We start from the raw sequence: 26,841 nt of genomic DNA on the forward strand, positions 1-26,841 counted from the left end.
GAGGGTGCTCAAGATATATTGTGTGATGATGACTTTAATATTAATCCGCTGTGTAATGGCAAAATTCACGAACAAAAACGCCCAGGTGCGATGTCAAAAACGTTAGCACCCCGTTTAATTCGAGTGAATACCGATGACACCCCATCTAAAAAAGAGACTGCCATTGTTCATCATAGTGTTTCCGACAGGTTTAAAGTGGTAACCGAATATCGACCTTATGCATTGCGCGATGCCCATTTTCGTATCATGGATAAAAATGGCAACGTGGGTGACGCTCTAAAAGGCGTGGCAAACCTTTAAAGCGGGTCTATATGACTGACCGGATCAAGGGAAGTCCCTTGTTCGGTGCTAACATGCGACGACGCAGTTTACGTTAACCTCCAGTTCGTTACCTGCTCTAATACCTCGATAACCCTAAATTATAAATTGTTTTTTCAGTAGAGATAAGCGGGGGCGGGTCCAGCAAACGGCAGCTATGATGGCTCACAAGACTATCAACACCAGTTTTTCCAAGCCAACCAACCGACCGCTTATACCACTGAGGCAACAGACGGCTTCGAGTAATAAGCATAAGATGGGAGTAGCTTATTTTGAATTCTACATTACGTAAACAAGTAGAGTAAAAGACAAAAAAGCACATACTTATAAGGCATAAAGGATATAAAATAACTGTCAATATGCAAAATATCAGGGAGCAAGTATTTTCATTTTATGAAAAATGATGTTTTGTTTTACCTATACACAACCAGTCTTTTTGTGGCTGCAACAGACTACAATAACGCTATCCCAGTTCAAAGCGACGTCAACCTCAATGGAGTAGTTCTGGGCACAAAAGCCACTGGCTTCAATATTTATAATAATGGGGAGGGCTTTATAGGGGTTTCAACTTGGCTCACTGTCTTTACAAACACCATTTTTATCCCATAACTAAAACTTAAGCTCATCATTAATGCACTATTTAATGCACTACTAATACACTACTAATGCACTACTTAACTTTCAATGTTAACTCCATCAGCTCTCCTGCCCTACTGATTTTCAGGGGCCGTATCGTGCCAGGCTCAAAGTTAGAAAGTATCCGAAAAATAGCTTTCAGATTGAGTACTTCCCTATGGGCAAGCTTAAGCACAATATCTCCTTTAACCATACTCGCCAAGGCAAAGGGGTAAGCACTATAAGCCTTTAACACTTGCAAACCTCTTACCTTGGGGTCATTTTGTTGCATCACCCGCAGGCCAATCTTATAATTGTATTGTCCTTCAATCCCCATATCCAATAACTCTTCATAGCTTTTAGCATCTTGGTAGCGCTGCAGGCCCTCTTTTATCAGTTTTAATTTAAGCGGATCACGTCCCGATCGGATAAGAATATCCCGATAGAGTTGAAACTGTTCTTCGTAATAACCACGGGGTAATTGCGACTGTAAATCGCCCTCTGAAATCGTATATTTAATCGCTTTTTCAGCTAATTCATATTGCTGCTCGGCCAGGTAAAATTTTGCGGCGACAAAATTGATCTCTCGGTCGCTTTTCCATAATACCAATAACTGTTCCAGTAATTGACGCCTTTGACTTGTGAGTTCACACTCAAATCCAGACCTAAAAAATCACTGTGATTGATATCCTGTAATTTACTGGCCACAACAAACAGCCTGCGCAAATCTGTTTTACTGAAATTCGAAGCCCTGATGCGATCTAACGCTAGCTGCTGAGGCAATAAATTAATAGCCATTTGCAGTAAAGGCAGTGCCTGAGAAAGTTTGCCCTCACTTCTTAGGATCTTAGCCATTTCATAAGGATACACGGCGCCTTCCGGTTTAAGTAGCAAGGTTTGTCCTATTAATTCAAGGCCCCTTGTTGTGGTTGAATTAACCGGACACTTCAATAAAGGATTATAATCCTGTTAATTGAGGTGAATATGACTAAACGAACAAATAAACATTATCCCGCAGAATTTAAACAAGAAGCGGTCGCTCTGGTAATAGAGCAAGACTATCCAATCGTACAAGCTGCTGCATCTTTAGGTGTGACAGACAAACTACTTTACAACTGGGTAGCTAAGCATAAGAAACAGGCACTAGGTGATGCATTATCTGGTGATGAACGGGCAGAGTTAATTCAGCTCAGGAAAGATAGTAAACGTCTACAAATGGAGCGTGAAATCCTAAAAAAGGCCAGTGCCTTCTTCGCGAAAGAAATGAAGTAAGATATTCTTTTATAAGTGAGCTTGATGCGAAGTATCCGGTGTCAGTTGCTTGTAAAGTGATGGAAGTGAGTTCGTCAGCATACTACGCATGGCTAAAAAAACCTGGTGAACTCATTAGCGCTCAAATGCTAAGACTGTATCGACGAGCCAAAGCATTATTCAAGGCAAGTCGAAACAGTTTAGGCAGCAGAGAGCTTGCTAAAGCACTACGCAAAGAAGGCTTTGAAATAACGCGGTATCGCGCCATTAAGTTAATGGAACGGCTTAAATTAGTTGTGACTCAGCGAATAGCTTATAAAGTGACAACCAAGCGCAAACACAGTGATGCTGTGGCTGACAACTTGCTAAATATGAATTTCAATCCTGTTGGACCCAATCAAATTTGGGCGGGTGATGTGTCCTATTTAAAGACTGGTGAGGGCTGGTTGTACTTAGCCATTGTCATGGATTTGTATTCACGCCGGATTGTAGGTTGGCATATATCAAAACGCATGACGCGTGATTTGGTCGAGCAAGCACTGACAAAGGCTCATAATTTACGCAAACCACCAAAAGGTTTGGTGTTTCACAGTGACAGAGGCTCTCAGTACACGAGTAAAGGCTTTAGAAATCTACTGTCGCGATTAGAGTGTCGAGCTAGTATGGGAGATGTTGGAGCTTGCTGGGATAATGCTGTTGTGGAGCGCTTCTTTGGAAGTTTAAAGCATGATTGGTTGTTTAAAGTACCGCAGCCCACTCGAACACATATGCGAGAAGATGTTGCTAGGTACATGAAATATTATAATGTTGAGCGACTACATTCAGCTAATTTGGATCAATCGCCAATTGAATTTGAAAACTCCTTTAGAAAAGTGTCCGGTTGGACTTGACCAGAACACCTATCCTTATCCAGCGCCATGTCAACCAACCAGCTTCCATAACGAAATGCCACTTCTGCATCTTTTGGATGCAAGGCAAAGGCCCGGGCAAATAATGTTGTCACCCCGTCATCATCATTCCACAACATGTCCTGAGGAAGGAGGCGTCCCAGCATCACCAACAAGTGTGCCTTTTGCACAGGATCAGTTTTTACCGCTAGTAAACGATAGCCATCAAGTATTATCTGCTCAATTTGTGGACGATGCTTCTCATCTATACCACTCCATTGAATTTCCCTCAGCAGATCATGAGATTGCAGCATAAAATACTGACGCTGCAACTATATGTTATTGGGCGCAATCTCCAGGGCTTGTCTGAAGGCATGCTGGGCATAATTGAGCATATCCAGTGTCGTAAACTGGTCAGCGACCGTGCGATAGGAGTCAAGATCAGACCGTTGCTGCTGCTTTTTTTCTATGAAAAAATAACCTTCCCTGAGTGCATAGAATAAGCTCAATGCCGCGGTCACCAATCCTATTATGACAATTAACCGGCTAGTCAAGCCTTGTAAAAATTTTTGGGGATGCGCGGACTCACCGCAGTGTTTGCACTTAAGAGCCATAATTTTAATAGGCTCAGCGCAATATGGACAGGCTTTAAGCTCATTCGGTGCGGCGTCACAAGCGAGTGGTGGCTTTGTCATATCCGGGGCGGTTTAAAGTGAGGTACACAAAGCATAGAACAAATATGCACAATGGCTTAATTCTTAGCTGTGATTAAGTCATTGTAATCGATGGGCGCAGTGGCGTTCAATCGATAGAGTCTAAATTGACTACGACCCCTTTTATTTCTTTTATTTCTTTTATTTAATAATCAGGCTTTGATATAGTAACGTTTTTGAGAATTTCAATGTAATCCATCCATCTCAGTTTTCTCATGTTTTTTTCAATTAATTTCAATGCACATGCTAAACATACAAATATTTTTTATGATGTACAATAGATGCTAACTACCTAATAACTTTTTCAGTAACTGGAAATCTGCGTGTTCATTAATGTATACCATTTGCCCTTCATGCACAGTTTTAGCTTTTGACTTTATAATGTTCAAATAATCTGAGCACATTTTTTTATGGCATGTAAGTATTGAACCATTTAAATCCATACCTAAATAAGAAATCATATTTGATAAGATATTTTTAGTATCGTGCAAGCTACTATCAAACAGTTTTTCATAACTGACCACAAATATATCCGCACCTGCTTCTTTTGCTTTAATAGCTCTCATCAATGATTCATTCCATATTTCTACAGCTTTTCTATAGTCATTTTTTTCTGGCCATTTATCTCTTGGGTTTTGTGCCCTTAAATTAAAAGAAGATGCAACATCTTCAATATTTCTAATTATAAAAATATATTTACCTTCAGCACCAAACTCATCAAATAATGAGGGCCAAAATTTATATAATTGAGGGTATTTATCACCAACGATACTACTTCCGGTATATTTGTCACTGAGCTGCTTATAATAATCAAGATACTTACCATTGCTGGCATTGATAGTTGTTTGTTCATCCTTAAAATTAAAGAATTCATCTTTAGAGAATAGCTTTTTTTTAACTTGATTTTTCTTATATAAAAACTTAAATCGCTCCATTCCTAAAGAAATATCAGGATGACTAGATAACAATTCTGTCAATGCAGAAGTACCTGAGCGTGGTGAACCACTTACAAATGTTCTGGTCAAGTCCAACCGGACACTTTTCTAAAGGAGTTTTCAAATTCAATTGGCGATTGATCCAAATTAGCTGAATGTAGTCGCTCAACATTATAATATTTCATGTACCTAGCAACATCTTCTCGCATATGTGTTCGAGTGGGCTGCGGTACTTTAAACAACCAATCATGCTTTAAACGTCCAAAGAAGCGCTCCACAACAGCATTATCCCAGCAAGCTCCAACATCTCCCATACTAGCTCGACACTCTAATCGCGACAGTAGATTTCTAAAGCCTTTACTCGTGTACTGAGAGCCTCTGTCACTGTGAAACACCAAACCTTTGACTGGCTTGCGTAAGTTATGAGCCTTTGTCAGTGCTTGCTCGACCAAATCACGCGTCATGCGTTTTGATATATGCCAGCCCACAATCCGGCGTGAATACAAATCCATGACAATGGCTAAGTACAACCAGCCCTCACCAGTCTTTAAATAGGACACATCACCCGCCCAAATTTGATTGGGTCCAACAGGATTGAAATTCATATTTAGCAAGTTGTCAGCCACAGCATCACTGTGTTTGCGCTTGGTTGTCACTTTATAAGCTATTCGCTGAGTCACAACTAATTTAAGCCGTTCCATTAACTTAATGGCGCGATACCGCGTTATTTCAAAGCCTTCTTTGCGTAGTGCTTTAGCAAGCTCTCTGCTGCCTAAACTGTTTCGACTTGCCTTGAATAATGCTTTGGCTCGTCGATACAGTCTCAGCGTTTGAGCGCTAATGAGTTCACCAGGTTTTTTTAGCCATGCGTAGTATGCTGACGAACTCACTTCCATCACTTTACAAGCAACTGACACCGGATACTTCGCATCAAGCTCACTTATAAAAGAATATCTTACTTCATTTCTTTCGCGAAGAAGGCACTTGCCTTTTTTAGGATTTCACGCTCCATTTGTAGACGTTTATTATCCTTCCTGAGTTGAATTAACTCTGCTCGTTCATCGCCAGACAACACGTCACCTAGTGCCTGTTTCTTATGCTTAGCTACCCAGTTGTAAAGTAGTTTGTCTGTCACACCCAAAGATGCAGCAGCTTGTACGATTGGATAGTCTTGCTCTATTACCAGAGCGACCGCTTCTTGTTTAAATTCTGCGGGATAATGTTTATTTGTTCGTTTAGTCATATTCACCTCAATTAACAGGATTATAATCCTTTATTGAAGTGTCCGGTTAATTCAACCACAACATCTAAATTGACTACGTCCCCTTTTATTCCTGTTTGGCAATATTTTTAACATAAAGTTTCTGCAATTTCTGAGGAGAAGGAAATCCATAAAACAACCCTGACTTTTGTAAACTTTTGCTATACAAATTATGTAGCCAGATTTGCTGACGCATTTTCTCGCGAGTTTTTTTAGGGAATAAACCAACTAAAAACTTAACGGCCCCCATGACATGTTTCATTGGTTTACTTTCCACAAACTGAATACTTCATGATTATCACTCTTAATACCTTGAAAATAACTTCAGAATTTTAGACTCAATGCTTTTATGCTCTTTTTTACGAGCCTACGTAGATAACTGCGGCCTACTAACAACAAATGAATATAACGATATTTCCTATTACATGACTTGACAAATAAGTTATGAAAATGCGGATTTTGAATAGGTGAAAGCAACTTAATATCTTGAGTCAAAAGGTAATAATCAAGGCCTAAAGTTTTTTGCAAGTACTGACAAACCGATAGAAAATCACTATCTGTTAGCTCCTGTGCAACATAAGGATTGGGTGATGCAGTTTTCATATCTGTAATCAGTGGTCCCAGATGAGAGGCCCCTAACTTAGTCGTGTATTTTTCTAACATTGACGCATAATAAATTAAATCGTCAATGTATTGCTTTTGCGGTATAAGTGAATATTGACCACATCCTTCTAAATACCCCTGTAAAGCTCTATCCACATTAGCTTGATAATCTTCCAAATGAAATTGATTGAACCACCTTTTAAATTCCATGGCCTCAAATTGATAAGAATTATTCACTAAAGGCAACTCAACATTCAGCTCAATACCTATCACAGTGAGTAAATCAGACACAATATTATTATGGTGAAAATATCTTTCACCATACAATCTTAAAACTAAGTCTTGTTCACCAAATTGCTCTGAAAACTCAACTAATCTGACCATGAACGGAAGCTGTTTTCTTCTCACTACGTTTATTTTTTTCACTTGAAAGTGACGTTTAACTGACTGGTTATAACTAGACTCTTTAGTTTCTAGGGGATTACGTATATAAGCAATGAACTTAGCGTTGGGAATATGCAGTTTGAATTCATCCATTTCACGGAAGAAAAACTCCGAAGACAATAACAATATTGAATACTCACTTTTATGAAAAGTATCAATCAGATTTGTTAAGCGAACTTTATTTAAACATAATTGTTTATTTTCATCTATGTCGTAGACACTTTTGACGTTTCCTGAGCTGACTCCGTTAGCATCGACACTATGAGATGGATAAAAAACCCCCTGTTTTTTCAAAAAGGATTGGTTACTACTCAGCCATTTTTGCACTGCAGAGGTGCCCGTTTTTGGGGGCCCCACATGAATATAAATCTCTTTATTCAATTTGACTTCCTGCACTTTGTTAAACTACGTAAATAGTTGTCTGCCAAAAAGCACTACATTAAGAACAATGTCAGTTTCTATGGGTGTTTAGCAAACTACTAAGCTTTATTTCGTACAATCCACATATTTGAAAGTCAGAGTGCATCATTTGACACTATTAATGCACAGTCTAAGGCAAACCGACAACTGACCATATTTTACCTTGTAAGTTAGGGGGAATAAAAGTGATAAGTACAACGAACAGCATTAAATTACCTTAAGAGATAGAATCAAAATTTATTCCATTTTTTTATCGAGTTATCTACACGTTTAATCTGTGATTAATTTTATTGCCATAGTGAATATGGTCATATAATCGCGAGTTCGTATAAGAGGGTATCCTTAGAAAGATTATTAAAACAGTGCTTAGAAAATCGTTGGGTTGGGGTTGACCAGAACCGATGCTCCCCAAATAAAAATGAGTTACACACCGATAAAATAGTAAGGTAATAACCATAATAAGTAATGGCACCTATTGGCTTTGAGGCTAAGCGACATCCTACTTATCGTTCACAAGATAACCGGTATTCTGCCAAGCATCCAAGTGATGAACAAAACGACATTGAAAGCCATTGTGATTAGTAACGGTAGGAATAAGTCTTTCCAATGCATGCATAATAGTACCGTCAGATTGTCCTGCCTCTTCAGGAAAGTCATCAATCTTCCAGTCTTTATCTAGCAATCCTTTTAGCGCAGCGGGTCGATACCAAAACATCGAATCGGCAGGGAATACATCCATTGTTTTTGGCATCGTCAAGCCAAGTGTAGTACACAGATTAGCGACAAGTGACTGATTCTCCCCCCATCCTATACTATTCAAAATACGAGGGTGATAAGGCGGCATTGCAACCCCCATTGTTGGGTCATTTTCAAATGTCTTAACCAGACTGTCAATATATTCGGCTGATGCGAGAAGTGAAAACAATAGCTGTAGTCGCCAACCGCATAATTCAGGTTCATGTGGCGAGGACTTGCTGTGTAACTTGCACACAAGATCGTATTTTTGGTAAAGCTCTTTACGCACCAACCAGGGGGCAATATCTCTGCCACGGTTGTCAACTGCAATTATGCTAAAACCACCTCGGTTAAACGACGCACACATTTCTTCGACTTGCTCTTTTTCATCTGCTTTGCAAGTAATGAGCAAATCAAATTGAAAAGGAACATTATCGATAAAACAAAGAAGTTGGGGCAGTAACTTTAGATAAAATACATGCAACTGGATGGCTAATTGTAGCTCAGTCTCTTTAGAGTGATTATTGAATTGATAAGGGGCCATCAATCTCCCCCCATCATTTAGCTCAGTTTCCAAAACTTGCTGTGGCCACAACTTTTGCCATTGGCGCTGAATTCTTGATTCGAATACTATCGCCATATCTGAATCAAGATGAGCAAGGCCATTTTGCAACCAATCTTTATTATCACGGAGCATAAACACACTCTGTTGCATATAGCGATCGAGTGACTTTCCAGTTTCGTGGTCCGCGGTCATCACATCAACCACTTGTTGATAACTTTCCAATAGAGGCATTCGGTAGCCCAGCAGGTTATTCCCGATTTTTTGCTTTTCGCTTTGAGATTCTGCTTTTGCTAGTTTGTCTATTACCATTTTTACAGAAGGATGAGTGGGCTCCAACTCAGTGGCTTTTATCATTTTTGATTTTGCTGCAGCCAAGTCTCTATTGCTTATGTCCATATCTGCAAGTCTAGCGATAAACATACCAGAATCTGGTTTAAGCTCGGAGGCTTTTTCAAAATATGTTCGGGCTTCGTTTAGCAGACCTTTACTACGATAAATATCACCCAGAAACATATTATATCGTGGTACCTGATAGCATTCGTTTGCTCTAAATAAACACAGCTCAGCGACTATTGGGAGTTTCGCTCTGCGAGCTAACATATATAAACGTTCGTAATGTCCGTGTTTGCCAAAAGGACGGTAAAGCAATTGCTCAAAAATCGCTGGTATAAGCCTTATTAAAGGTACTTTCTCCATAAAATCCAAAGCCTGACTCCAGCTTAATGCTGACAGATCAAGTTCGTCAACTTCATCCTCCCTTGACAAGGAGTTTGTCTGAAATTGGGCTATTACTTGCGATAAGGGCAAACCTGAATACTCAGTCTTTCCATCTTTTGTTGTACTCGTTGGGAGTTTGCAACTCTGGATAATTTTCAGCAGGTAAATCCGCAAGAGATTGCATTGTTCGATAGGTATCGTTTGCTTCGACAATGTTATCTTGATTAAATAATTCAAGCTCATCACAATGAATCTGTTTTTGCATCAAGTCAGGGCGAAAAGAGCGCGACTTCAGTGCCAATTCAGGCAAACCTATCTTGCCTGCGCACGCTTGGGCTTTGCCATTTTGAGCCACAAAATCTTCTTGCGAAATCAACAGGCATTTAGCGGGGTGTTCACGGACGAATTCAATTATTTTTTCTGATGTATACCGCCACATTTTAATGAGAGTATTTGGGTTTTGCCAGAATGCCAAATCGGCGCTTCTACTTTGGATAGATTGGTTAAAATAAAGAAACTCTTGACCGTGGCGATTGAATATCGACTGCACTACATTGGCCCAGTGCCTATAAACAAAGATGAACCGAATTGAATCTCCACCGGCCTCCAGCCATTCAGGTAAAAACAAAGCTGCTCTGGGATCTTTAACGCCACCCACTTCTGCACGCTGTTGTATGTATTGCTCAATGCTAGTTGTTAACCATTGGGGCTTGACTAACTCTTCATCACTACAAAACCGCCAATCAGTGCCATTTGCGGCTAAAATTTTATCATGTAAATCAACGACGGGTTGATCTTCCACATGGCCAAGTAGATTGCCAAAGCTCGCTCCCATCAATTGCTCTCCCATACACAAACCTGACTCCAGCATAGACTGGGCGATCAAAGATGTTCCACTGCGGTGAAAGCCTGTACATAAAAAGAACTTACTATTATTGGACAAATATTCCCCCTAGAGTTAATAAGATACCGACACAAGTATTACAAAAATTGTTTTAAATGTGCACTGATTGGTATATCAACGGAATTGAACATTTCGACATAATGTTTTGCCAAGTAACGTCTGTTATCATCAAAACCCGATCCATCGAATTGAACAGCTTCAAACAACTCGCTTACAGTAAGTTTATTTTTACCGTACTCTGCAGCGGAGATAGAAGCTAAAGCCATGCTATTCGCAAGTTCTCTGGTACGGGTATCATGCGTAACACAAATTCCAGGGATACCTGTAGATATGGGAAAGACGGTTCCATGAATACGAGTACAAATAGCATGTGAATATGATCTTAATGAATTCAACCATGCTTCCGCAGATGAAAACACCTGACCATTTTTCCTGAAAAAGTCAGACATATCTTCAAGTGACATGCTTGGGTCAATATATTCTCTGAATTTCTCAACATAGGCTAATTCAACTTCGGTCACTTCTTCACTTCGAATAAGTTTCGCCAAAGCCGCCGGTCGTTGAATGATATATTGACCATTTTGTTCCAATACTTGTTTATACAGCCATTGCTCTGACTTAGTTAAATTGGCTTTAATGGAAGCGGAAGCCGTTGTGAAATTCATGACTGGATTAGTCCACTTACTTTCTACATAAAGACCTAAATCTTGCCGTGGGTTCATTAAAATTGATGGACAGCCTAGAACATGCACATTATTGATTCCGTAATGTTCACATACCAACTTAGAGAATTCCCCTCGGACATGTATAGAATCACACCGCTTCGACACTTCATTTAAGAAACGTATAGTGCCTTCTTTCAACACAGGTATTTTACTCTCACTTTCAGACTGAGCTCCAAGTCCAGAAATGATAACAGGTTTATCCACCTCAGCAACCAAGTTTGCCAGTGAGCTTAAATCATTAGCAGGCCCCAAAAAGTTAGCCGCTGCAATAACCAAAACGTCAATTTTTTCACGAACTTTTTTGGGAGCATCTACCCATCTGACACGAGTAAGGTTTACATCTAAAATACGGGTAAATCCAAACCAAAAAGCCAGATTTCCAGTATTATCTCCTGAGTGCTTCATCAAATAGTTAGAATCATTTGCGTAGGCATCATCTACATTTGCCGTAATATTCCCTAAAAAACCTACTCTAACAACCATTTAATTTACCTTTTCTATATATGCCAATTGCATAGCTCAATACTTTACTTTTATAAATAGATTCAAGAAATAGTATTACTAATTCTTGAATCAGAAATTTGTATTAGAATATAATTCTAATTTGCGATTATCACTAATGAGCAGATTATATATTACGCTTAAAAACACGACTTAAATGCTTCAACTACTAGACGCTGACGCCACTATTAGCAAAAACCCAACTCAATTAGGGATATTATATTTTATGGGCTAGGGAAACAGCATGCCATTACGTGACGTATATTTTGCCAACGATAAAACGATGGCGATCCAACTTTCCCGCCTACCTCACTTATTTACTACATTTCTACATTGGGGGATTTTACTCCCCCCCCTCTACTCTCTGTTTCCAATATATTTGCGCCTAAACTACTCAAATACAGGAACCAAATACTTCAATGGAAGTAATTAATTCGAGAAAATCATAGAACCTACTTATGATGTCTATTCGTTTGTCAAAAAACACTATTCATTTATGGCTTAATAATAGGCTTCTTGAACGAATAGTTCTTAATGAACGGTGAGCTTATATTAGGCCAACCTTTTTAGAGAATAATGTTTCCCTTCAACTCACTGTAAATAAAATATTTATTGGTCAGATGAAGAAATAACTTCAATTAACTGTGTGGTTGAAACAGATGGGGTTCTATCAAGGTATACCACTTCGCAAATATCTGAAAATTCATCAAACTTACCTTTCCAATCGTCCCCCATGACCAAAACATCCGCTTTGTATAAATCGATATAGTGCCTTTTTAAATCCAAAGATTCCTCTTCAAAACACAAATTGACATAGCGCAAACCGTTGATGATCTTCATTCGGTCATTTTGATTGTAAATGGGGTAGCGTTGCTTTTTACTGAAATTCAATTCATCGGTTGAAACCCCGACGAATAACCTATCTCCCAGAGCGGCCGCACGTTGCAACAGATTGAGATGACCAACGTGGAATACGTCATAAGTGCCGAAGGTAATAATTGTTTTCATCTATTTTCCAAAATATAAGAAGTCATACAGCTTTCGAGCGTGGCTCCAGTCAAATTTCCACAATGGATCAGGTACTTTCCAACTTTTACCGTAATTCAATTCCATTAACGCTTCTGGATTTGCTGGCATCATGATTGGATACCCATGACTTTTTAGAGTCTTTAGTGGTAAAACATCAGAAGCAGCAACGCCAGGTAAAGGAAGGGGGGTTCATCATACATCGGTTGTTTTCAATCCAACCAGTGAATAAATCGAACATTATATTATCACCGGTATGTACCCATAGATGAGCAACATCCGAATCGGTTACTCGATAACCTTTTCCATTTAAAAAAACCTTTATTTCATTTCGTTCTCGGACAATGCCCTCATGAGTAGATTCTTTGCTTATATAGCAAATATCCAAATCATCATCATGTCCTAAAAACTCACCTTGACGGACAAAACCAAGCAAGGTGCCAGATGACACAAAGGCATCAACACCGAATTCATTGACTAATTGTGATAGAAACGTAGAAAGCCGTTGGTACGTAAGGTCTTTTTGTTTGTCTGATTTCAGGTCAAATGTCTGGGTAAGACCGTGTGGACCCAATGCTAAGTTATACTCTTCCAATAGCTTATTACCCGCATTATAAAGTTTTTAAAGCAGTATCTTTGTCACTGTTTTTCTCGCTCTGCGAAATAAGCTCATTTATGCTGGTAACGTTCATAGATGCACAATCAACTAGTGCTTTCTGTTGTTGATTCAATGCCAAATAAGCTTCACTCAACTTGTAAGCAAAATTGTCATGCATTATTGACCAGGATTGTAAATCATTTGAACAAGAAACAACCATGGTTAAAGCTCGAATGAAGAATCGATCGTTGCGATTGTAGACTTCAATCTTGGCGATTTTTTTAATTTGTTTTAAATCAATTACAATCCAAGGGTTGAGTTCACGATCTGAGTGATAGTTCACTCCGCCGGTTGGTCTGCCGGAAATTAATCGCTTACCATCAAAACGGGCTTGATTCTCAAAAGATGAGCTAACCATAATATCAGCCCCTTCAAGTAGGTTTTTACCATCAGCACTCTCAATCAGTACCTTATCCAGATTCAATATGGCTATGCCAGATAATTGTAAACGAACAAAACGACTTTGAATATCTGACTCAATCAACAGCGGAGTCTTACTGGTAAGCCCCTTGAACATATGAAAACCATTGTCAGAAAGGAATGGCTGTACAAATTCGGTGTCCAATATCTGTAGAGATGACATTGTACTTATAGCCCTATCTGTTGATCTAATAATTCAATATGTTGGGCAAGAATACCATTACCACTATTTAACTTTCCCACCCACTCGTCAAAGCACTCAGGCTCCATCGCTTGCTGGATTTTTGTTGCAAGAGAAGATGAGCTACGCGCTTCAAATGTTAAACCAGCAATATCTTCAATTTTTTCTTTCATGCCGCCAATATTTGCGCCAATCAACGGTCGACCATGTGCAATAGCTTCCTGAATAACGACCGGAGAGTTCTCCCACCAGATCGACGGAATAATCACCCAGTCACATTCTTCCAACAAACGAGAAAGCTGATGAGATTCATAGGCACCACGCATAGTGACAACCCCACCCAGCTGAGCTAGCAATCCGGCTACTTTTTCTTTTAATTCACCGGTTTGTTTATCTAAGTTGGCGCCGTGAATATCTAGTGAAACACTGCCTAACACTTCGGCCGGTAATTTGAGAAATGCTTCTAAAAGAATATCGATTCCTTTGTACGGATTGACTTGACCAAAAAATGCAAAACGAGTGCGTTTTTCACCTTCCAACAAGCCTCTTGGCGGCAATATAGGCATAGCCGGCAAGACATTTTCTATCACGTGCATTTTATCTTCATTTAATCCCCAATCAATGTATCTTTGTGCCAAAAAATGACTCGGCGATACAAAACTGTCGACATGACTAAACTGATCGAGCAAATATTGTTTTCTTAGAAAATGATCAGCTGGAGAGTGCTGCGGATAACAATCGTGACAGTCGTTTTCGTTAGATTTGTAGCAAAGTTTTAATGTCCGATTTTTCACCATCTGACCATTGTGCATACAAATAGCCATAAACTCATGGAGAGTAAACACAATCTTTGCATTAGGCGCAGCTTGTCTGAGTGCTGCGAACACTTCAATGCCCATGTGTGCATAGTGATGAATATGAATAATATCAGGGCTAAAACTAGACACTAGCTCACTAAGGTCAGTAAAAAGATGTTTGATATTGCTTGAGCTTAGGTTAAACCAGTCGGTCATACCGGTATGAAATATGACTTGGTCCTGTGCACGAATTGAAAATGTAGAGCCGCCATGAGACTTGCCATCGGTGCGCGCAACGTACATGCATTCAAAGCCTTGCTCTTTAAGCGCTTCGAACAAATTCCAACTAGCGACTTCGGCGCCACCTTTACTTAGCTCAGGGTGACCATGAGATAAAAATAGTACTTTATGCATGATCAATGTGTCCCTTTGTCTAAATCAAATAATTGGTTGAGTTTCTGCGACCACCTTTGATTATAGGTAATGGCGTTATATATTGTTAACTTGTGTTTCCAGTCTCCCGCTTCAACCAAGTTTTGTGATTGGCGTTCCAAATGGTTTAGTTCTACGTCACGGCAAATGACATTTCGTTTACCCGCTTCGAGCACTTTTAAACACAAATCGGAATCTTCAAAATCCCCAAGAACATAGGCCGGGTCGAACCCGCCCACTTCTTCAAACAACGATTTAGAGATGGCTATACAGGCAGCGGTTAATAACGGGCAGTCAGCCACTTCGGCCGGGTTTTTAGACAAACTAATTGGCCAGCCTTTATTTGGATGATCATTCAATAACAGTTCTGGATATTCTTTTAATACCATCGGTGCCATACCATCATGTTGAATAGAATTATCTTCAAACAACAACCGAGCACCGACAACACCAACATCATTATTGTTATCGATCTGAGCAATCATTTTATCGGCCCAGGTGCCATCTTTAGGCAGTACATCTGAATTCAATAAAATTAACTTGTCACTTTTTGCATGTTTGACGCCGATATTATTTGCGCCGCCAAACCCCATGTTCTCAGCAAGCGTAATGACCGAAAATGGTTGAGAAAACACAACACTAAGTTCTTTACCAAGCACCCCAACCGCGTGAGAAATTTTTGGGTCGTCGACAACATAAAGCACTTCATAGTCTTTTAACGATTCAAAACGGGAAAAATTTGATAGCTGATAACGCATAAAATCGTATCGACCGTATAACGGGATAATCACTGATGCTTTGGGTGATGAAACCGACCCAAAATCAACCCTTGATGAGCGACATGTTTTATCGGCAGGATAGATATTTTTAATCACTGGTTGAATGATAGATTCGCATAATTGACGATGTCCTTTACTGTGAATCTTCCAGCCATTCATCACCCGCTTGATATTCATTAAAGGACTTTCAGAGAGATTATGTATATTAGCTATTGAAATGGTGGTTGTGCTGTCATCCACTTCGATACTAAATTTCAATTTTTTAAGGCGCCTTGCTGGAATTGGCGCAACTAGCGGAATTCGAAATGTAAAACCAGGTTGTTTAGTCGGTTTGTGCTCATCTTCAAACGCTTCAGCCACATCCTGACGCGAGTAACGCAATATATCTTTTGACTCAACTTGGTATTTATCCGCAGCATCCTCAAAAGATATGCTATTCAGGTTGCCCTTATCAAGGATCCAGCCACACATAAATAACGAATCACCATCATAAAGAGTCATTTCAAAAGCAAGTTTGGCACCTGAAGGCGAAATTGAAGAGGCATCTAGTTTGGTAAACTCAGATAATACTTGCTCCTTACCTGAAGAAACAATGTCAAATAACTCTCGCTGTCCCGCTCTGTTTAAAAACTCTAGTTTAAAACCCGCGAGGTCTTTCTCTGTAAAACAATTAAGAGTAAAACCAAGGGCTTTCTTACCGGTCGCCGCAAATACATCATTTCTTTCGAGCGTTTCAGTTGTGAACTTAGCTTCACTGGAATCCAAGCTTTTCACACAGACTTCACAAAAGCTATCGTCAAAGTACCACCCGGTGACGGTAAAGCCGTCTTGAGTCAGTGTTACTAAATCAATAGTATAGGGCAATCGTTTTGGGGAACCTTTCCCCAAGATTTTTTTCGCTACTTTCTTAAGCAATGTCCAATCCTTCATTCTAGTTGTTCACTCTTTGGGCAGTCCCGGCCCAAGCGATAGTTCTGATATGGCTGAGCACATAAATCCGACAGAGGATATTATCACAGGCTATTGAGCGACTCTATATAAGAACAGTATCAGTCCCAAATAATTAGCTTTCAATCGTTTTCAATTTTTCCGTTGAAAATCTACTGGGCACTCTCCGCAGGAATCAATCTCCCGGAGAACATTGTACAACCGTTTGGTGAAGTGGATGTGGCCTATTAGGATTGTGAGTTCAACTGGTCAATGCAACACACTGGTTAAATCGCTCTGCTGGTGTCTCATACTCTAACGTCTTTCTTGGTCTTTCGTTTAGTTGTCTGGCGACTTGGCTTAATTTCTGTTGAGAATGCTCATTTAAGTCTGTTCCTTTTGGGAAGTATTGACGCAGTAAACGGTTGGTATTTTCATTCGAGCCTCGCTGCCACGGCGACTTTGGATCGCAGAAGTACACTTGAATATTGGTAGCGAGTGTGAACCTTTTATGATTAGACATTTCGCACCCTCTATCCCAAGTTAATGTCTTATATAACTCGCTTGGTAATTTTTTGGATTGCTTGATTAGCGCGTCAATTACGGCGGCGGTTTTATTACTTGAAACCTTGGCTAACATTACATATTGGGAGTGACGTTCGACTAGAGTCGCTATATAACTATTTCCTGAGCCTGCTATCAAATCACCCTCCCAGTGCGCTGGAACAGCTCTATCTTCTACTTCAGGCGGTCTTTCACTGATATTAACTGCGTCTACTATTTTACCTAAACCTTTACCTTTTAAGGTGGCATGTTTAGAGCGTCTCATGACGCGTTGAGACCTCAAATGTTTTAATAGCTCTTTCTTTAAAGCCCCTCTTGTTTGGATATATAGCGTTTTGTATATTGTTTCATGAGACACATGGAAGTCCTTATCAGAGTAGGTGTGCATGAGCCAACCCGCGATTTGCTGCGGAGACCAAGTTCGATGTAACTTCATCGCAACCAACCGTGCTAAGACTTTGTTTAAAAGGAGTTTGCATGGCTTTGGCCTTTTCGCGCGCTCCCATGCGGCCGTGTCGGCTTTATTCGCTCGATATTTTCCACGCCCACCATTTCGATTCACCTCTCTAGATACAGTGGAAGGTGCTCGATTTAGCTGTTTGGCTATTTCACGAATTGATAATTTTGATCACAAACCGCGAGATATTTCTTCTCTTTCTTGAGGTGTTAAATGTGACGCGGATCTTGTTGTTTGGCGAGGCCTTATTCCGCCTTCCCTCGAAATAATTCTTTGTACACCGGTATGAAATCGATCAAACATCTTTCCAATGTCATGCAAGGAATCGCCTTGCTGATATCGATCCTATATTAATGTTCTTTGTTGTGCATTGTAGTAAATCTTTTTTCTTCTTGTCATAGCAACGCCTCCACTTTATCTAAGTATAGCGTTGCATTGACCAGTTGAACTCACACCTCATTCATGCCGAAATTTTGAAGTAAGTATCTGATTATCTTTTTTAATGGATAAAATGAACAGTGATGTTTTTAATCACTAAAATACCGCCAACTATTTAGGTAATAATCGAGTACTACAGGTTTATCAATTTGATTAATTTCAATCTCTATTTTTTGTATGTCTTTTTCAAACACAAAAAGTGACGGCATAGATTCTTGGGTTAAAAAAAGACTGTTTTCTACCGGACGCTTAGGTATTAAGTCTATGGAATGTAAAGTGCTTAACACAAACCCCCAATCACCAAAAGACGGTACATTTGTGTGGTATGGATAGGTATAAGCAAAACCCGCTGCTTCTATGGTTTTTGCAATACTCCAAAAGGCAGGTTTAACAAAGAATGGGCTGGTAGCTTGTGTCACCATTATGCCGCCAGACGTTAAGTTTGCTCTGGCTAATCGGTAATACTGCTTACTGTATAAACGTGAAAGTGCGATGGTATTGGGGTCGGGTAAATCGTTAATAATAAGATCAAATGCTTGTTTGTTTTTTTCGAGAAAGACAAAGGCGTCATCAATCACAACCTGAACTTTTTTGTTATCTAAACTCCCTAAGTTTATATCGACTAAATGTGGATTATTCTTAGCTAATTGTGTCATTGCAGCGTCTAGGTCGACTAAAAACAATCTGTTCAATTTCTGGATACTTGAGTAATTCTCTGACAGCTAAACCATCTCCAGCACCTAACACCAATACCCGTTTAATTGGCTTATCAGCGAAGGTCATAGGGACTATCACTAATGACTCATGATAGCGGTACTCATCTACAGATGAAAACTGTAAAACACCATTTAGGTAAAGTCGAAGATCGTCTTTGCTTTTGGTCAGTGTGATTTTTTGATACGATGTTTGCTCGCTATGCACAATTCGCCCGTTATAGAGCATTTGGTCCCAATGCTTAAGAGCCTGACTAGAAAACACTAACATCACCAAAATAACTAAACTCATTGCGGCGGTTAGTAATTGCAGTCTTTTACCTGTTTTGCCAAGGGATTTTCTGTATGAGTAAAGCACCACTGCAGCAATGGACATATTGATAAGCCCGAATAGCAGTGATGATTGGTAGATACCCAGAACGGGTAAAAGAAAAAACGGAAATGCAATAGTAGCAATCAACGCCCCAAGATAATCAAAGGATAATATATTCGCAATATTGGATTTAAGTACCTGATAATTTTCCATTAACCTAGTTAAAAAAGGGATTTCCAAGCCAATTAGAAAACCTATACACAACGTCAGTAATACATAGGTTGGGTAGAATAATGAGGTCGTAGTGTAAGTAAAATATAATAATGGAATACTGATACCACCGATAAGCCCAAGTAGAATTTCGGCAATGACAAAGCGTTGTAATAGTTTGTCCGTAATGAATTTGGATGTATAGGAACCAAGACCCATTGCGGCCATATAAAGCCCAATGGTAAGTGAGAAAAACTTCACACTGTCGCCCATAAAATAGGACACAGTGGTAGCAATCAGTAGTTCATAAATAATCGAGCATAAACCAGCGATAAATGCGGCATAAATCAGAGTAGCGGATTGTTTCTGCTGCAATTGGTTTTCAGGCAAGTCTGTTTGATCATTCGACATATCAAATAAACTTTTCTGTTGATGATGGTTTGTTGTTTAATGAAGTGCCTCTATCAAACTCACGCACGTCGATAGTTTTCGGACATAAATATTTCTTAATGGGCGCTATGGCCAGAGTCGGGTCGCAGTTACCACACATAAATATATCTATGGCAGCAAAATGACTTTCAGGCCAAGTATGAATACTGATGTGAGACTCAGCAAGTAATAACATACCGGTTATTCCCTGTCCCCCTCCAAAACTGTAGAAGTTCTTTTGCAATACCGTCGCGTCGCAAGCATCGGCCGCTTCTAGCAACGCTTTTTCAATGACAGCCTTGTCATTTAGGTAGGTTGCTTGGTATAAATCTACAAGCAGGTGTTTCCCGGGTGTATAGTTATTTTCCATAAATGCATTTTGTTATATCTGACATTATTTGAGTGCACGCTGTTATGTTAATTCGCTATTGTCTAATTTCATTGCGGCAGTAGCAAATAAATCGTCTTCTAACATAACAAGCTAGTGACCAATTCAGATGAGTTACTTACCTCTTCGGCTCCCTCGCCTCTTAGATTGACCTCGGCCTCGTGGCTTAGCATCTGCCTCAAAGTTACCATACTCATCATCATCCGAAGTGTCTGTTGGAGCTCTATTGATGGGCGCAAAACCAGGAATTATTCTCGCTCAAGCTTACGTCCAATGAGGCGTTCAATAGACTGTAATTGTTTAGATTCATCCTCACTGAACAATGATATGGCTAAACCAGAAGTACCAGCGCGACCGGTACGACCAATACGATGTACATAGTCTTCTGGCACATAAGGCAAATCAAAGTTAACCACACAAGGCAGTTGATTAACATCAATGCCCCGAGAGGCAATATCAGTGGCTACCAACACCACAACATTACCGTTTTTAAAACTCTCTAAAGCAAGCGTGCGAGCGTGTTGAGTTCGATTTGCATGGATTGATGCGGCATTAACACCGGCCTTTTCAAGTTGTATTACCAAATTATCGGCACCTTGCTTGGTTCGACTAAAAACCAGCACTTGACGCCAATTATTCTTTTTAATCAGGTGGATCAACACCTCAGACTTACGCCCTTTTTCTACAGGATGTAATTTCTGCTTAATCCTATCGACAGTGCTTTTCAGGGCAGCCACTTCAATTAAAATTGGATTATTAAGCATGCCTTTAGCAAGGGACTTAATTTCTTTAGAAAATGTCGCTGAAAACATCAAAGTTTGTGGATTGTTAGGCAGCAGCGTTTGAATATGACGGATATCGTCGATAAATCCCAAATCAAGCATGCGGTCAGCCTCATCGAGCACCAATATTTCAAGCTGCTCAAAATTAACCGCCTGTTGATTACAAAGATCGACCAAACGGCCAGGCGTTGCAACCAACACATCTAAACCAGCCTGTAGCTGTGTTAACTGCGGTTCAATCCTGACCCCACCAAACACGGCAGCAGAGCGAATATTCATATGTCTGCTATAGTTTTGAACGCTCAATGCAACTTGAACTGCTAGCTCACGGGTTGGTGTAATAATTAAGGCACGCACGCGTTGTGACTGTTGGCTAGGACTGCTCTGGATAATGTCGTTCTGGCTATACTCAGCAGCTAATAGCTGCAGCAAGGGCAACGTAAAGCTCGCCGTTTTCCCGGTTCCTGTATGCGCCACCGCCATAACATCACGTTGACTAAGTACCGCCGGAATAGCTTGTATTTGTATCGGTGATGGCGTTGTATAACCCTGTTCTACAACAGTGTGCAACAACTCATCACACAAGCCTAAAGAGCCAAATGTCATAGATAAACGTTCCTTGGATTGATTAAGATATTTTTTATGCGGTTTTTTAGACGGCGCGATGAAACATCTAAAATTTAACTAATCCTTTTTTTAAGTGGTATTAGTTAATTAGGAGTACCCAGAGTGACCAGTAAAAGACAACAATAAAAACCTAGACCAAAAAATATCAAATTTCGGTTTAGGCTCTCATCTTTTACTGACTTTTCTTGGTGAGTGAGTCTATTTTTCAAGAAAGGCAATGTTGACTCAACAGCTTTGTATTCTTTGTTTTGGTTGATATGTTAGGTTACATCACGCCCCAACGAATCAATATCAACACCCTGCTCTAAAAGTAGTTTTTCAAAAAGTGGTAGCAAGGGGCCGAGACTTTCTTGAAGCGTATCTCGCACAGTATCCACAATAACTTGAGTACCACGTTCAATTTCAACATTAATGTGATCGCCTGCAATCTTAGCCTCGAAAACTGTCATTCTCCGAGTCTCTGGTATCAGCCACACTTCAAACCATTCCTCTTTTTTGTTTACCTCTGAAATTGTCAAACTTGCACCATTTAAAGCGATATAACCTTTAGGGAAAACATAACGTTTCCATTCTTTCGATAACCCTAAACGAATACAATAATTGTCTTCGATTTGATTAACATTAATAATTGGCACTTTAAAATCAACATGACCTGATAGAGGGTGACCTCCAATTTCTGCACCATCTTTGGCTGCTCTTTCTACATTGACGAAAGTCCCATTTTCATACTCACTTAAGGTGGTGATCAAAAGACTTTGCAACATAACATCAAACTTAACCCTAATATCAGACACAAGTTCTGTAACAGTCAAGCACACACCATCTACAGCCACACTAGCGCCGATTTCTAAGTCAGTGCAAAACCCTTGATTAAAATCGATAACAAACGTTCTAATACCATTTTTATCTGTGACATCAACAATCTTAGCTATAGATTGAACTATTCCTGTAAACATAAATTCTCTTCTTCGATTGGTAAGTGAAAAAATTGTGTAGATACTCTTTGAAACTGATACTCATTGTAATTCAACCAAATATTTACAATGTCATTATTGTTAAGTTCTTTATTATTTAACTTGTAACGTTGTAGACAATTGTCAGCTTTTTGCCTAGCTAGCTTTTGTTGCTTCCAGCTTTTTTATAAAATCCTATAATTAACTGTCAGAAATATCACCATAAATGGGACTCTCTTTGAACATCATTAGACATCATACAACTAGGGCTAGCAAAAGCGAACCGAACGTATCTTAATGTTGTGTAAGTTTTAACACATGATAAAGGCATCTATAATAATCCAATCAAATATTCGAAGATATTAATAAATATAAGAACGGGTATCTTGTTAATATTATTGGCTCACTAATCTGTCATGTGTTGAATGATGCAACTGACTAATCAACCATTTCATATGAAGTCACATGAAAACTTTGTACATTTGGGTAAATTTTATGGATCACACCCTTTAGCTCTAAAAGTGTCATGTTCTCTTGTTTTGCATGAAAATCTGAAAGCTGATTAAAGTCAATTGCGATTACATTTTTTATTTTTAATGCACAAAACCAACGATTATTTTCATAAGTAGAGACTTGCACAATACTATTTACTGCATAATCTTTTTCCGAAGCATCTCGAATTGTAATAGTCTTCTTACCGGATAGGATGTCTGCCTCAAAGCGTTCAAAAAAGTGATTGTAGATAGACTCATAATTCTGTCCTTAATATTTGATGGAGATACATAACGCCATAATATTGAGCCTGCAGTTGACGAAAAACTTAATCAAATAAACTTATTAACAGATGTAAAATAACAATGCGTGTTGTTAAATGCTCTTGGTCAACACATGAAAAGGCATAAAAGTGTAAACACCATTAATTAACTGACATCTTTTGATTACGTTTGTTAATTTTGTTTTACCTAAGTCACTACACTTTGAAAATAGCGCTATCCCTGTTTTGTAAATTAAAAAATTCACAGGGAAATTTTTCGTTGATGTCACTACTGTCAATGATTTAGGCGACGAGTATATTCAATCTGGGTATTTTTAAAATTGACAAAATGACTCACAGTGACAGATATCACAACTGCCACCCTGAAGACTGATTAGCTACCTGTGAATTTCGGCGCTCTTCGTTCCGAAAATGCCTTTATTCCCTCTTGCAAATCATTTGACTGCAAACTTGTCATCAGAGTAAACATACCATTGATCATTAAGCTCTGCTCGTCAGTCATGTTCTGTGACTGACGCAAGATAAACTTGGTACCGCGCACCGCCATCGGCGAATTAGTGGCAATATCATTGGCCAGCGCCATACCCGCTGCCATCGTGGCTTCAGCTGATTCGTAAACATCGTTGACCAAACCAATCTTCTCAGCGCGGTCGGCTTTGATATCTTTACCTGTGTAGACAAGCTCAGCAACATGACCTGCATTAAGAATTTTAGGTAGGCGCTGCAAGGTGCCCACATCGGCAACTAGACCCAGCCGTGTTTCACGTACACTAAAGACTGAACATGCACTGGCTATGCGGATATCGCATGCTGTAATCAAATCGACACCAGCACCAAGACAAAACCCCTGCACTACCGCGACAACTGGCACCGCACAGTCAGCTATGGCTGTAATGGCGGCCTGAAACTTTTGAGTGTTGGCTAGCTGCTTAATATTGGCTTCAGCTTTTGAACGAGCCGGAGTATTTTTATGCTCACTTAGGCCGTCTTCTACTAGGTCGATACCGGCGCAGAAGTGTTTGCCGCGACCGGCGAGGATTATCGCACCTATCTCAGTGTCTTCGCACAGTGCATCTAATGCGTGAGGGATGGCCGACCACAATTCGGTCGATAGTGCATTGTATTTGGTTTCACGATCTAACCAGACTATACCGACCTGCCCCTGTTTTCCGATGCTTAATACTTTGGATGAAAAACTCATATTAATTCCTTTATTCTCTGATTGATTCTATTAAATTTAATATTGAGCAAAGGCATGGATATGCTAGTCCAGAATGCTTTAGACCATTGTTGGTTTCTTCTGCTATTGCCCTCACTGCAAAACCCCTTTTATACTTTCCATAAGTCTATTTTATTGTCTGATCCCCATAATGTGACGCATTAATTTATTCATGCCGCCAATCCAACGATCGTAGTTAGTGGTTTTGTTGCGCATATATTCCAACACAATGGCGTGAGGCAAAATCAAGAAACTCTCTTTGCGCAGTTCTTCGACAACACATTTGGCAAGCTCTTCGGGCTCTATCATGCCATTACTTGCTGCAGCCGCGATGGCTTCGTTATCCACAGCAGTCATGGGAGTGCGCACTGCTTGGGGACACAGCATAGAAACCTTAATACCCTCATGCTTATGATGAATAGCCAACCACTCACCAAAGCCGACAGCAGCATGTTTGGTCACACCGTAAGCAGCGCCACCAATCTGGTTGAGTAAGCCAGCAGCAGATGAGGTATTTAAAAAATAGCCGCCGCCCCTAGCTAGCATAAGTGGCAATAAATGACGGGCAGCATAGACATGTGACATGACATTAATATCCCAGCTCGCCTGCCATTCACTATTTGAGGAATCGATGCTCTCACCTATAGCCACCCCAGCATTGGAACAAAAAAGGTCGATGGCGCCAACGTTGGCTTCGGTTTCTTCGATCACCCGGGAGATATCATCTTCTTTAGCCACATCAGCCATCATAGCAACACCATCAACCATCTTAGCTGTGTCTTGAGCATTACTTAGGTTTATATCGACTGCAACAATTTTCTTAGCACCTTCGGCGTGAAAACGAACAGCTAAAGCTCGACCAATACCGCTACCAGCACCCGTGATAACAATAATTTTATTCTGTAATTCCAAAAGGTTTCTCCAGTATCTCTATTCAAATTTTTTATCTCGAAATTTTGCCCAATACGCAGTTTAAATCAACCCCCCACATGTTTTTTATGGAAAGATTTCAGGTACTCCAAGATTAGTTTCTAGAAGATTACCTCATTCACGACTAGATATCTGTGCACAGCCTACTGCCACTCAATCAAGCTGACACTGACCAAAACGATGTAATAATCAATCAAAGATTGCTGATGAACCAAGTTACGTAAACATTTATTAGAATCTAATCAGATACTTAGTTGTTATTTAACCCTATTGACTATGGGTCGATGGTGTCATGTTTTTTCAAAGAATTAGATCCCGCATATTTATTGATCATCACTCTAAAAAATATTCTTCACTGTGATTTATTTGGTAACTTAATCAGATACTTTAAGGAGTGAACTCAATGTTTGAAAATCTATTTTCTATGCAACAAAAAACCTGTGTCATTACCGGTGGTTATCGTGGCTTAGGTGCCTTTATGGCCCAAGGCTTTCTCGAAGCAGGAGCAAAACGTGTTTACATCACAGGTCGTAAAGCACAAGCCTGTATTACTGCAGCTGAAGAACTAAGCAAATTTGGTGAGTGTATTGCCTTGCCTGGCGATGCGTCGACTAGTGAGGGGTTAAGTCAGTTAGTGCGGGAAATTAACGAACGTGAAGATCATATAGATGTTTTAGTAAACAACGCTGGAACAGCTTGGGGAGCTCCTTTTGGTGAATTTCCTGTAAAGGGCTGGGACAAAGTGATGGACATCAATGTTAAGAGTCCGTTTTTTTTAACGCAAGCATTGACGCCTCTGCTATCTAAAAATGCCAGTGCACAACATACCTCTACTGTTATCAATATAGGTTCCATAGCTGGGATCTTAGGCAATGGTTTGGATACCTTTAGTTATGCCGTATCAAAATCAGCCATACACCAGGTGACAAGAGTTTTAGCAACTGAGTTGGCAGCGTCACATATTCGTGTCAATGCCATCGCGCCAGGTCGTTTTTACTCCAAGATGACCGATTTTTTAAGTTCCGACCAAGCCGCGTTTGATGAGGAACTTCAAACTATTCCAATGAAACGTTGGGGTGAACCAAGCGATATCGCAGGTGTTGCCATTATGTTGGCCAGTCAGGCTGGCGCTTTTATCACTGGTCAAATTATTCCAGTGGATGGCGGCACTACGCTGGTTAATTAATATTTTGTAAAACAGTTAACCAGAAGATGGGGCAGCATTCGAT

Annotated in this window: 27 protein-coding genes and 2 pseudogenes; 3 read left to right on the forward strand and 26 right to left on the reverse strand. The window is 39.9% G+C overall.

The window, feature by feature from the left end:
* Positions 1 to 300, forward strand: a 300-nt coding sequence (locus tag Q0Y52_RS03590) for a hypothetical protein (RefSeq protein WP_297818144.1), incomplete at its 5' end; no start/stop codon positions are given.
* A gap of 688 nt (positions 301 to 988) precedes the next feature.
* Here Q0Y52_RS03590 and Q0Y52_RS03595 read toward each other — a convergent pair.
* Complete coding sequence (locus Q0Y52_RS03595) at positions 989 to 1,543, reverse strand: hypothetical protein (protein WP_297818147.1); 555 nt, start codon at positions 1,541 to 1,543, stop codon at positions 989 to 991.
* The gene (locus Q0Y52_RS03600; RefSeq protein ID WP_297818150.1) at positions 1,465 to 1,884 is read right to left on the reverse strand and encodes a hypothetical protein; all 420 of its coding nucleotides are present in this window, start codon (positions 1,882 to 1,884) and stop codon (positions 1,465 to 1,467) included. The genes Q0Y52_RS03595 and Q0Y52_RS03600 overlap by 79 nt, the downstream gene beginning before the upstream one ends.
* A 33-nt stretch (positions 1,885 to 1,917) precedes the next feature.
* Between Q0Y52_RS03600 and Q0Y52_RS03605 the strand changes: the two genes are divergently transcribed.
* Positions 1,918 to 3,074 (forward strand): IS3 family transposase gene (locus Q0Y52_RS03605; protein WP_297816341.1). Its coding sequence is split into 2 segments (ribosomal slippage): positions 1,918 to 2,164 and positions 2,164 to 3,074, totalling 1,158 coding nucleotides; the frame shifts between segments, so codons are not numbered across the junction.
* Here the strand turns inward: Q0Y52_RS03605 and Q0Y52_RS03610 are convergent.
* The 24 genes and pseudogenes from Q0Y52_RS03610 to Q0Y52_RS03725 form a co-directional block, all read right to left on the reverse strand.
* Complete coding sequence (locus tag Q0Y52_RS03610; protein ID WP_297818152.1) at positions 3,020 to 3,385, reverse strand: hypothetical protein; 366 nt, start codon at positions 3,383 to 3,385, stop codon at positions 3,020 to 3,022. The genes Q0Y52_RS03605 and Q0Y52_RS03610 overlap by 55 nt on opposite strands.
* A gap of 18 nt (positions 3,386 to 3,403) precedes the next feature.
* Complete coding sequence (locus Q0Y52_RS03615; protein ID WP_297818154.1) at positions 3,404 to 3,766, reverse strand: hypothetical protein; 363 nt, start codon at positions 3,764 to 3,766, stop codon at positions 3,404 to 3,406.
* Positions 3,767 to 4,068: 302 nt separating this feature from the next.
* A complete protein-coding gene (locus Q0Y52_RS03620; RefSeq protein WP_297818157.1) occupies positions 4,069 to 4,809 on the reverse strand; it encodes a sulfotransferase in 741 nt (246 codons plus the stop codon).
* Positions 4,806 to 5,962, reverse strand: a protein-coding gene (locus Q0Y52_RS03625) for an IS3 family transposase (protein WP_297818160.1) whose coding sequence is annotated in 2 segments (ribosomal slippage) — positions 4,806 to 5,716 and positions 5,716 to 5,962 — 1,158 coding nt in all. Because the reading frame shifts where the segments join, the coding sequence is not laid out codon by codon here. Before Q0Y52_RS03625 ends, Q0Y52_RS03620 begins: the two co-directional genes overlap by 4 nt.
* An 85-nt stretch (positions 5,963 to 6,047) precedes the next feature.
* Positions 6,048 to 6,257: a hypothetical protein gene (locus Q0Y52_RS03630; protein ID WP_297818162.1), complete on the reverse strand. Its 210-nt coding sequence runs from the start codon at positions 6,255 to 6,257 to the stop codon at positions 6,048 to 6,050.
* 47 nt (positions 6,258 to 6,304) lie between these two features.
* On the reverse strand, positions 6,305 to 7,408 hold the full coding sequence (locus Q0Y52_RS03635; RefSeq protein WP_297818165.1) for a hypothetical protein: 1,104 nt from the start codon (positions 7,406 to 7,408) through the stop codon (positions 6,305 to 6,307).
* Between the two features lie 538 nt (positions 7,409 to 7,946).
* Positions 7,947 to 9,512, reverse strand: a complete 1,566-nt coding sequence (locus Q0Y52_RS03640; protein ID WP_297818168.1) for a rhamnan synthesis F family protein — start codon at positions 9,510 to 9,512, stop codon at positions 7,947 to 7,949.
* 52 nt (positions 9,513 to 9,564) lie between these two features.
* On the reverse strand, positions 9,565 to 10,407 hold the full coding sequence (locus tag Q0Y52_RS03645; RefSeq protein ID WP_297818170.1) for a hypothetical protein: 843 nt from the start codon (positions 10,405 to 10,407) through the stop codon (positions 9,565 to 9,567).
* Between the two features lie 38 nt (positions 10,408 to 10,445).
* A complete protein-coding gene (locus tag Q0Y52_RS03650; RefSeq protein WP_297818173.1) occupies positions 10,446 to 11,576 on the reverse strand; it encodes a polysaccharide pyruvyl transferase family protein in 1,131 nt (376 codons plus the stop codon).
* 627 nt (positions 11,577 to 12,203) lie between these two features.
* Complete coding sequence (locus Q0Y52_RS03655) at positions 12,204 to 12,602, reverse strand: adenylyltransferase/cytidyltransferase family protein (RefSeq protein ID WP_297818175.1); 399 nt, start codon at positions 12,600 to 12,602, stop codon at positions 12,204 to 12,206.
* The gene (locus tag Q0Y52_RS03660) at positions 12,603 to 12,734 is read right to left on the reverse strand and encodes a hypothetical protein (RefSeq protein ID WP_297818179.1); all 132 of its coding nucleotides are present in this window, start codon (positions 12,732 to 12,734) and stop codon (positions 12,603 to 12,605) included.
* A 43-nt stretch (positions 12,735 to 12,777) separates the two neighbouring features.
* Complete coding sequence (locus Q0Y52_RS03665; protein ID WP_297818181.1) at positions 12,778 to 13,215, reverse strand: LicD family protein; 438 nt, start codon at positions 13,213 to 13,215, stop codon at positions 12,778 to 12,780.
* A gap of 16 nt (positions 13,216 to 13,231) precedes the next feature.
* A complete protein-coding gene (locus Q0Y52_RS03670; RefSeq protein WP_297818184.1) occupies positions 13,232 to 13,861 on the reverse strand; it encodes a discoidin domain-containing protein in 630 nt (209 codons plus the stop codon).
* 5 nt (positions 13,862 to 13,866) lie between these two features.
* Positions 13,867 to 15,090: a glycosyltransferase family 4 protein gene (locus Q0Y52_RS03675; RefSeq protein WP_297818186.1), complete on the reverse strand. Its 1,224-nt coding sequence runs from the start codon at positions 15,088 to 15,090 to the stop codon at positions 13,867 to 13,869.
* A gap of 2 nt (positions 15,091 to 15,092) precedes the next feature.
* Positions 15,093 to 16,817, reverse strand: coding sequence for a glycosyltransferase family 2 protein (locus Q0Y52_RS03680; RefSeq protein ID WP_297818189.1), 1,725 nt, complete (start codon positions 16,815 to 16,817; stop codon positions 15,093 to 15,095).
* A 259-nt stretch (positions 16,818 to 17,076) separates the two neighbouring features.
* Positions 17,077 to 18,234, reverse strand: a pseudogene (locus Q0Y52_RS03685) (IS30 family transposase).
* 128 nt (positions 18,235 to 18,362) lie between these two features.
* The gene (locus Q0Y52_RS03690) at positions 18,363 to 18,965 is read right to left on the reverse strand and encodes a hypothetical protein (RefSeq protein ID WP_297818192.1); all 603 of its coding nucleotides are present in this window, start codon (positions 18,963 to 18,965) and stop codon (positions 18,363 to 18,365) included.
* Entirely contained in the window at positions 18,913 to 19,920 is a 1,008-nt protein-coding gene (locus tag Q0Y52_RS03695; RefSeq protein ID WP_297818195.1) for a hypothetical protein, read from the reverse strand. The genes Q0Y52_RS03690 and Q0Y52_RS03695 overlap by 53 nt, the downstream gene beginning before the upstream one ends.
* A 1-nt stretch (position 19,921) precedes the next feature.
* Entirely contained in the window at positions 19,922 to 20,308 is a 387-nt protein-coding gene (speD, locus tag Q0Y52_RS03700; RefSeq protein WP_297818197.1) for an adenosylmethionine decarboxylase, read from the reverse strand.
* A 132-nt stretch (positions 20,309 to 20,440) separates the two neighbouring features.
* Positions 20,441 to 21,714 (reverse strand): annotated as a pseudogene (locus tag Q0Y52_RS03705) (DEAD/DEAH box helicase).
* A gap of 281 nt (positions 21,715 to 21,995) precedes the next feature.
* Complete coding sequence (locus Q0Y52_RS03710) at positions 21,996 to 22,691, reverse strand: riboflavin synthase subunit alpha (RefSeq protein WP_297818199.1); 696 nt, start codon at positions 22,689 to 22,691, stop codon at positions 21,996 to 21,998.
* Between the two features lie 435 nt (positions 22,692 to 23,126).
* Positions 23,127 to 23,432, reverse strand: a complete 306-nt coding sequence (gene yqfB / locus Q0Y52_RS03715) for a N(4)-acetylcytidine aminohydrolase (RefSeq protein WP_297818278.1) — start codon at positions 23,430 to 23,432, stop codon at positions 23,127 to 23,129.
* Between the two features lie 404 nt (positions 23,433 to 23,836).
* Complete coding sequence (locus Q0Y52_RS03720) at positions 23,837 to 24,664, reverse strand: enoyl-CoA hydratase-related protein (RefSeq protein ID WP_297818202.1); 828 nt, start codon at positions 24,662 to 24,664, stop codon at positions 23,837 to 23,839.
* A gap of 150 nt (positions 24,665 to 24,814) precedes the next feature.
* Positions 24,815 to 25,594, reverse strand: coding sequence for an SDR family oxidoreductase (locus Q0Y52_RS03725; RefSeq protein ID WP_297818205.1), 780 nt, complete (start codon positions 25,592 to 25,594; stop codon positions 24,815 to 24,817).
* 421 nt (positions 25,595 to 26,015) lie between these two features.
* Here Q0Y52_RS03725 and Q0Y52_RS03730 point away from each other — a divergent pair, with 421 nt between their 5' ends.
* Positions 26,016 to 26,798: a RhlG family 3-oxoacyl-ACP reductase gene (locus Q0Y52_RS03730; RefSeq protein WP_297818208.1), complete on the forward strand. Its 783-nt coding sequence runs from the start codon at positions 26,016 to 26,018 to the stop codon at positions 26,796 to 26,798.
* Positions 26,799 to 26,841: the final 43 nt, after the last annotated feature.

It is taken from the genome of uncultured Paraglaciecola sp., from assembly GCF_943787955.1.
Taxonomy (GTDB): Bacteria; Pseudomonadota; Gammaproteobacteria; order Enterobacterales; family Alteromonadaceae; genus Paraglaciecola.

Bases quoted from the DNA above. Each gene is read 5' to 3' on its own strand.
- Q0Y52_RS03655 (WP_297818175.1), bottom strand. From the start codon at position 12,602: ATGAAAACAATTATTACCTTCGGCACTTATGACGTATTCCACGTTGGT.
- Q0Y52_RS03670 (WP_297818184.1), bottom strand. From the start codon at position 13,861: ATGTCATCTCTACAGATATTGGACACCGAATTTGTACAGCCATTCCTT.
- Q0Y52_RS03615 (WP_297818154.1), bottom strand. From the start codon at position 3,766: ATGACAAAGCCACCACTCGCTTGTGACGCCGCACCGAATGAGCTTAAA.
- Q0Y52_RS03695 (WP_297818195.1), bottom strand. From the start codon at position 19,920: ATGTCGAATGATCAAACAGACTTGCCTGAAAACCAATTGCAGCAGAAA.
- speD (WP_297818197.1), bottom strand. From the start codon at position 20,308: ATGGAAAATAACTATACACCCGGGAAACACCTGCTTGTAGATTTATAC.
- Q0Y52_RS03730 (WP_297818208.1), top strand. From the start codon at position 26,016: ATGTTTGAAAATCTATTTTCTATGCAACAAAAAACCTGTGTCATTACC.
- Q0Y52_RS03710 (WP_297818199.1), bottom strand. From the start codon at position 22,691: ATGTTTACAGGAATAGTTCAATCTATAGCTAAGATTGTTGATGTCACA.
- Q0Y52_RS03660 (WP_297818179.1), bottom strand. From the start codon at position 12,734: ATGATGCCAGCAAATCCAGAAGCGTTAATGGAATTGAATTACGGTAAA.
- Q0Y52_RS03650 (WP_297818173.1), bottom strand. From the start codon at position 11,576: ATGGTTGTTAGAGTAGGTTTTTTAGGGAATATTACGGCAAATGTAGAT.
- Q0Y52_RS03680 (WP_297818189.1), bottom strand. From the start codon at position 16,817: ATGAAGGATTGGACATTGCTTAAGAAAGTAGCGAAAAAAATCTTGGGG.
- Q0Y52_RS03720 (WP_297818202.1), bottom strand. From the start codon at position 24,664: ATGAGTTTTTCATCCAAAGTATTAAGCATCGGAAAACAGGGGCAGGTC.
- Q0Y52_RS03610 (WP_297818152.1), bottom strand. From the start codon at position 3,385: ATGCTGCAATCTCATGATCTGCTGAGGGAAATTCAATGGAGTGGTATA.
- Q0Y52_RS03675 (WP_297818186.1), bottom strand. From the start codon at position 15,090: ATGCATAAAGTACTATTTTTATCTCATGGTCACCCTGAGCTAAGTAAA.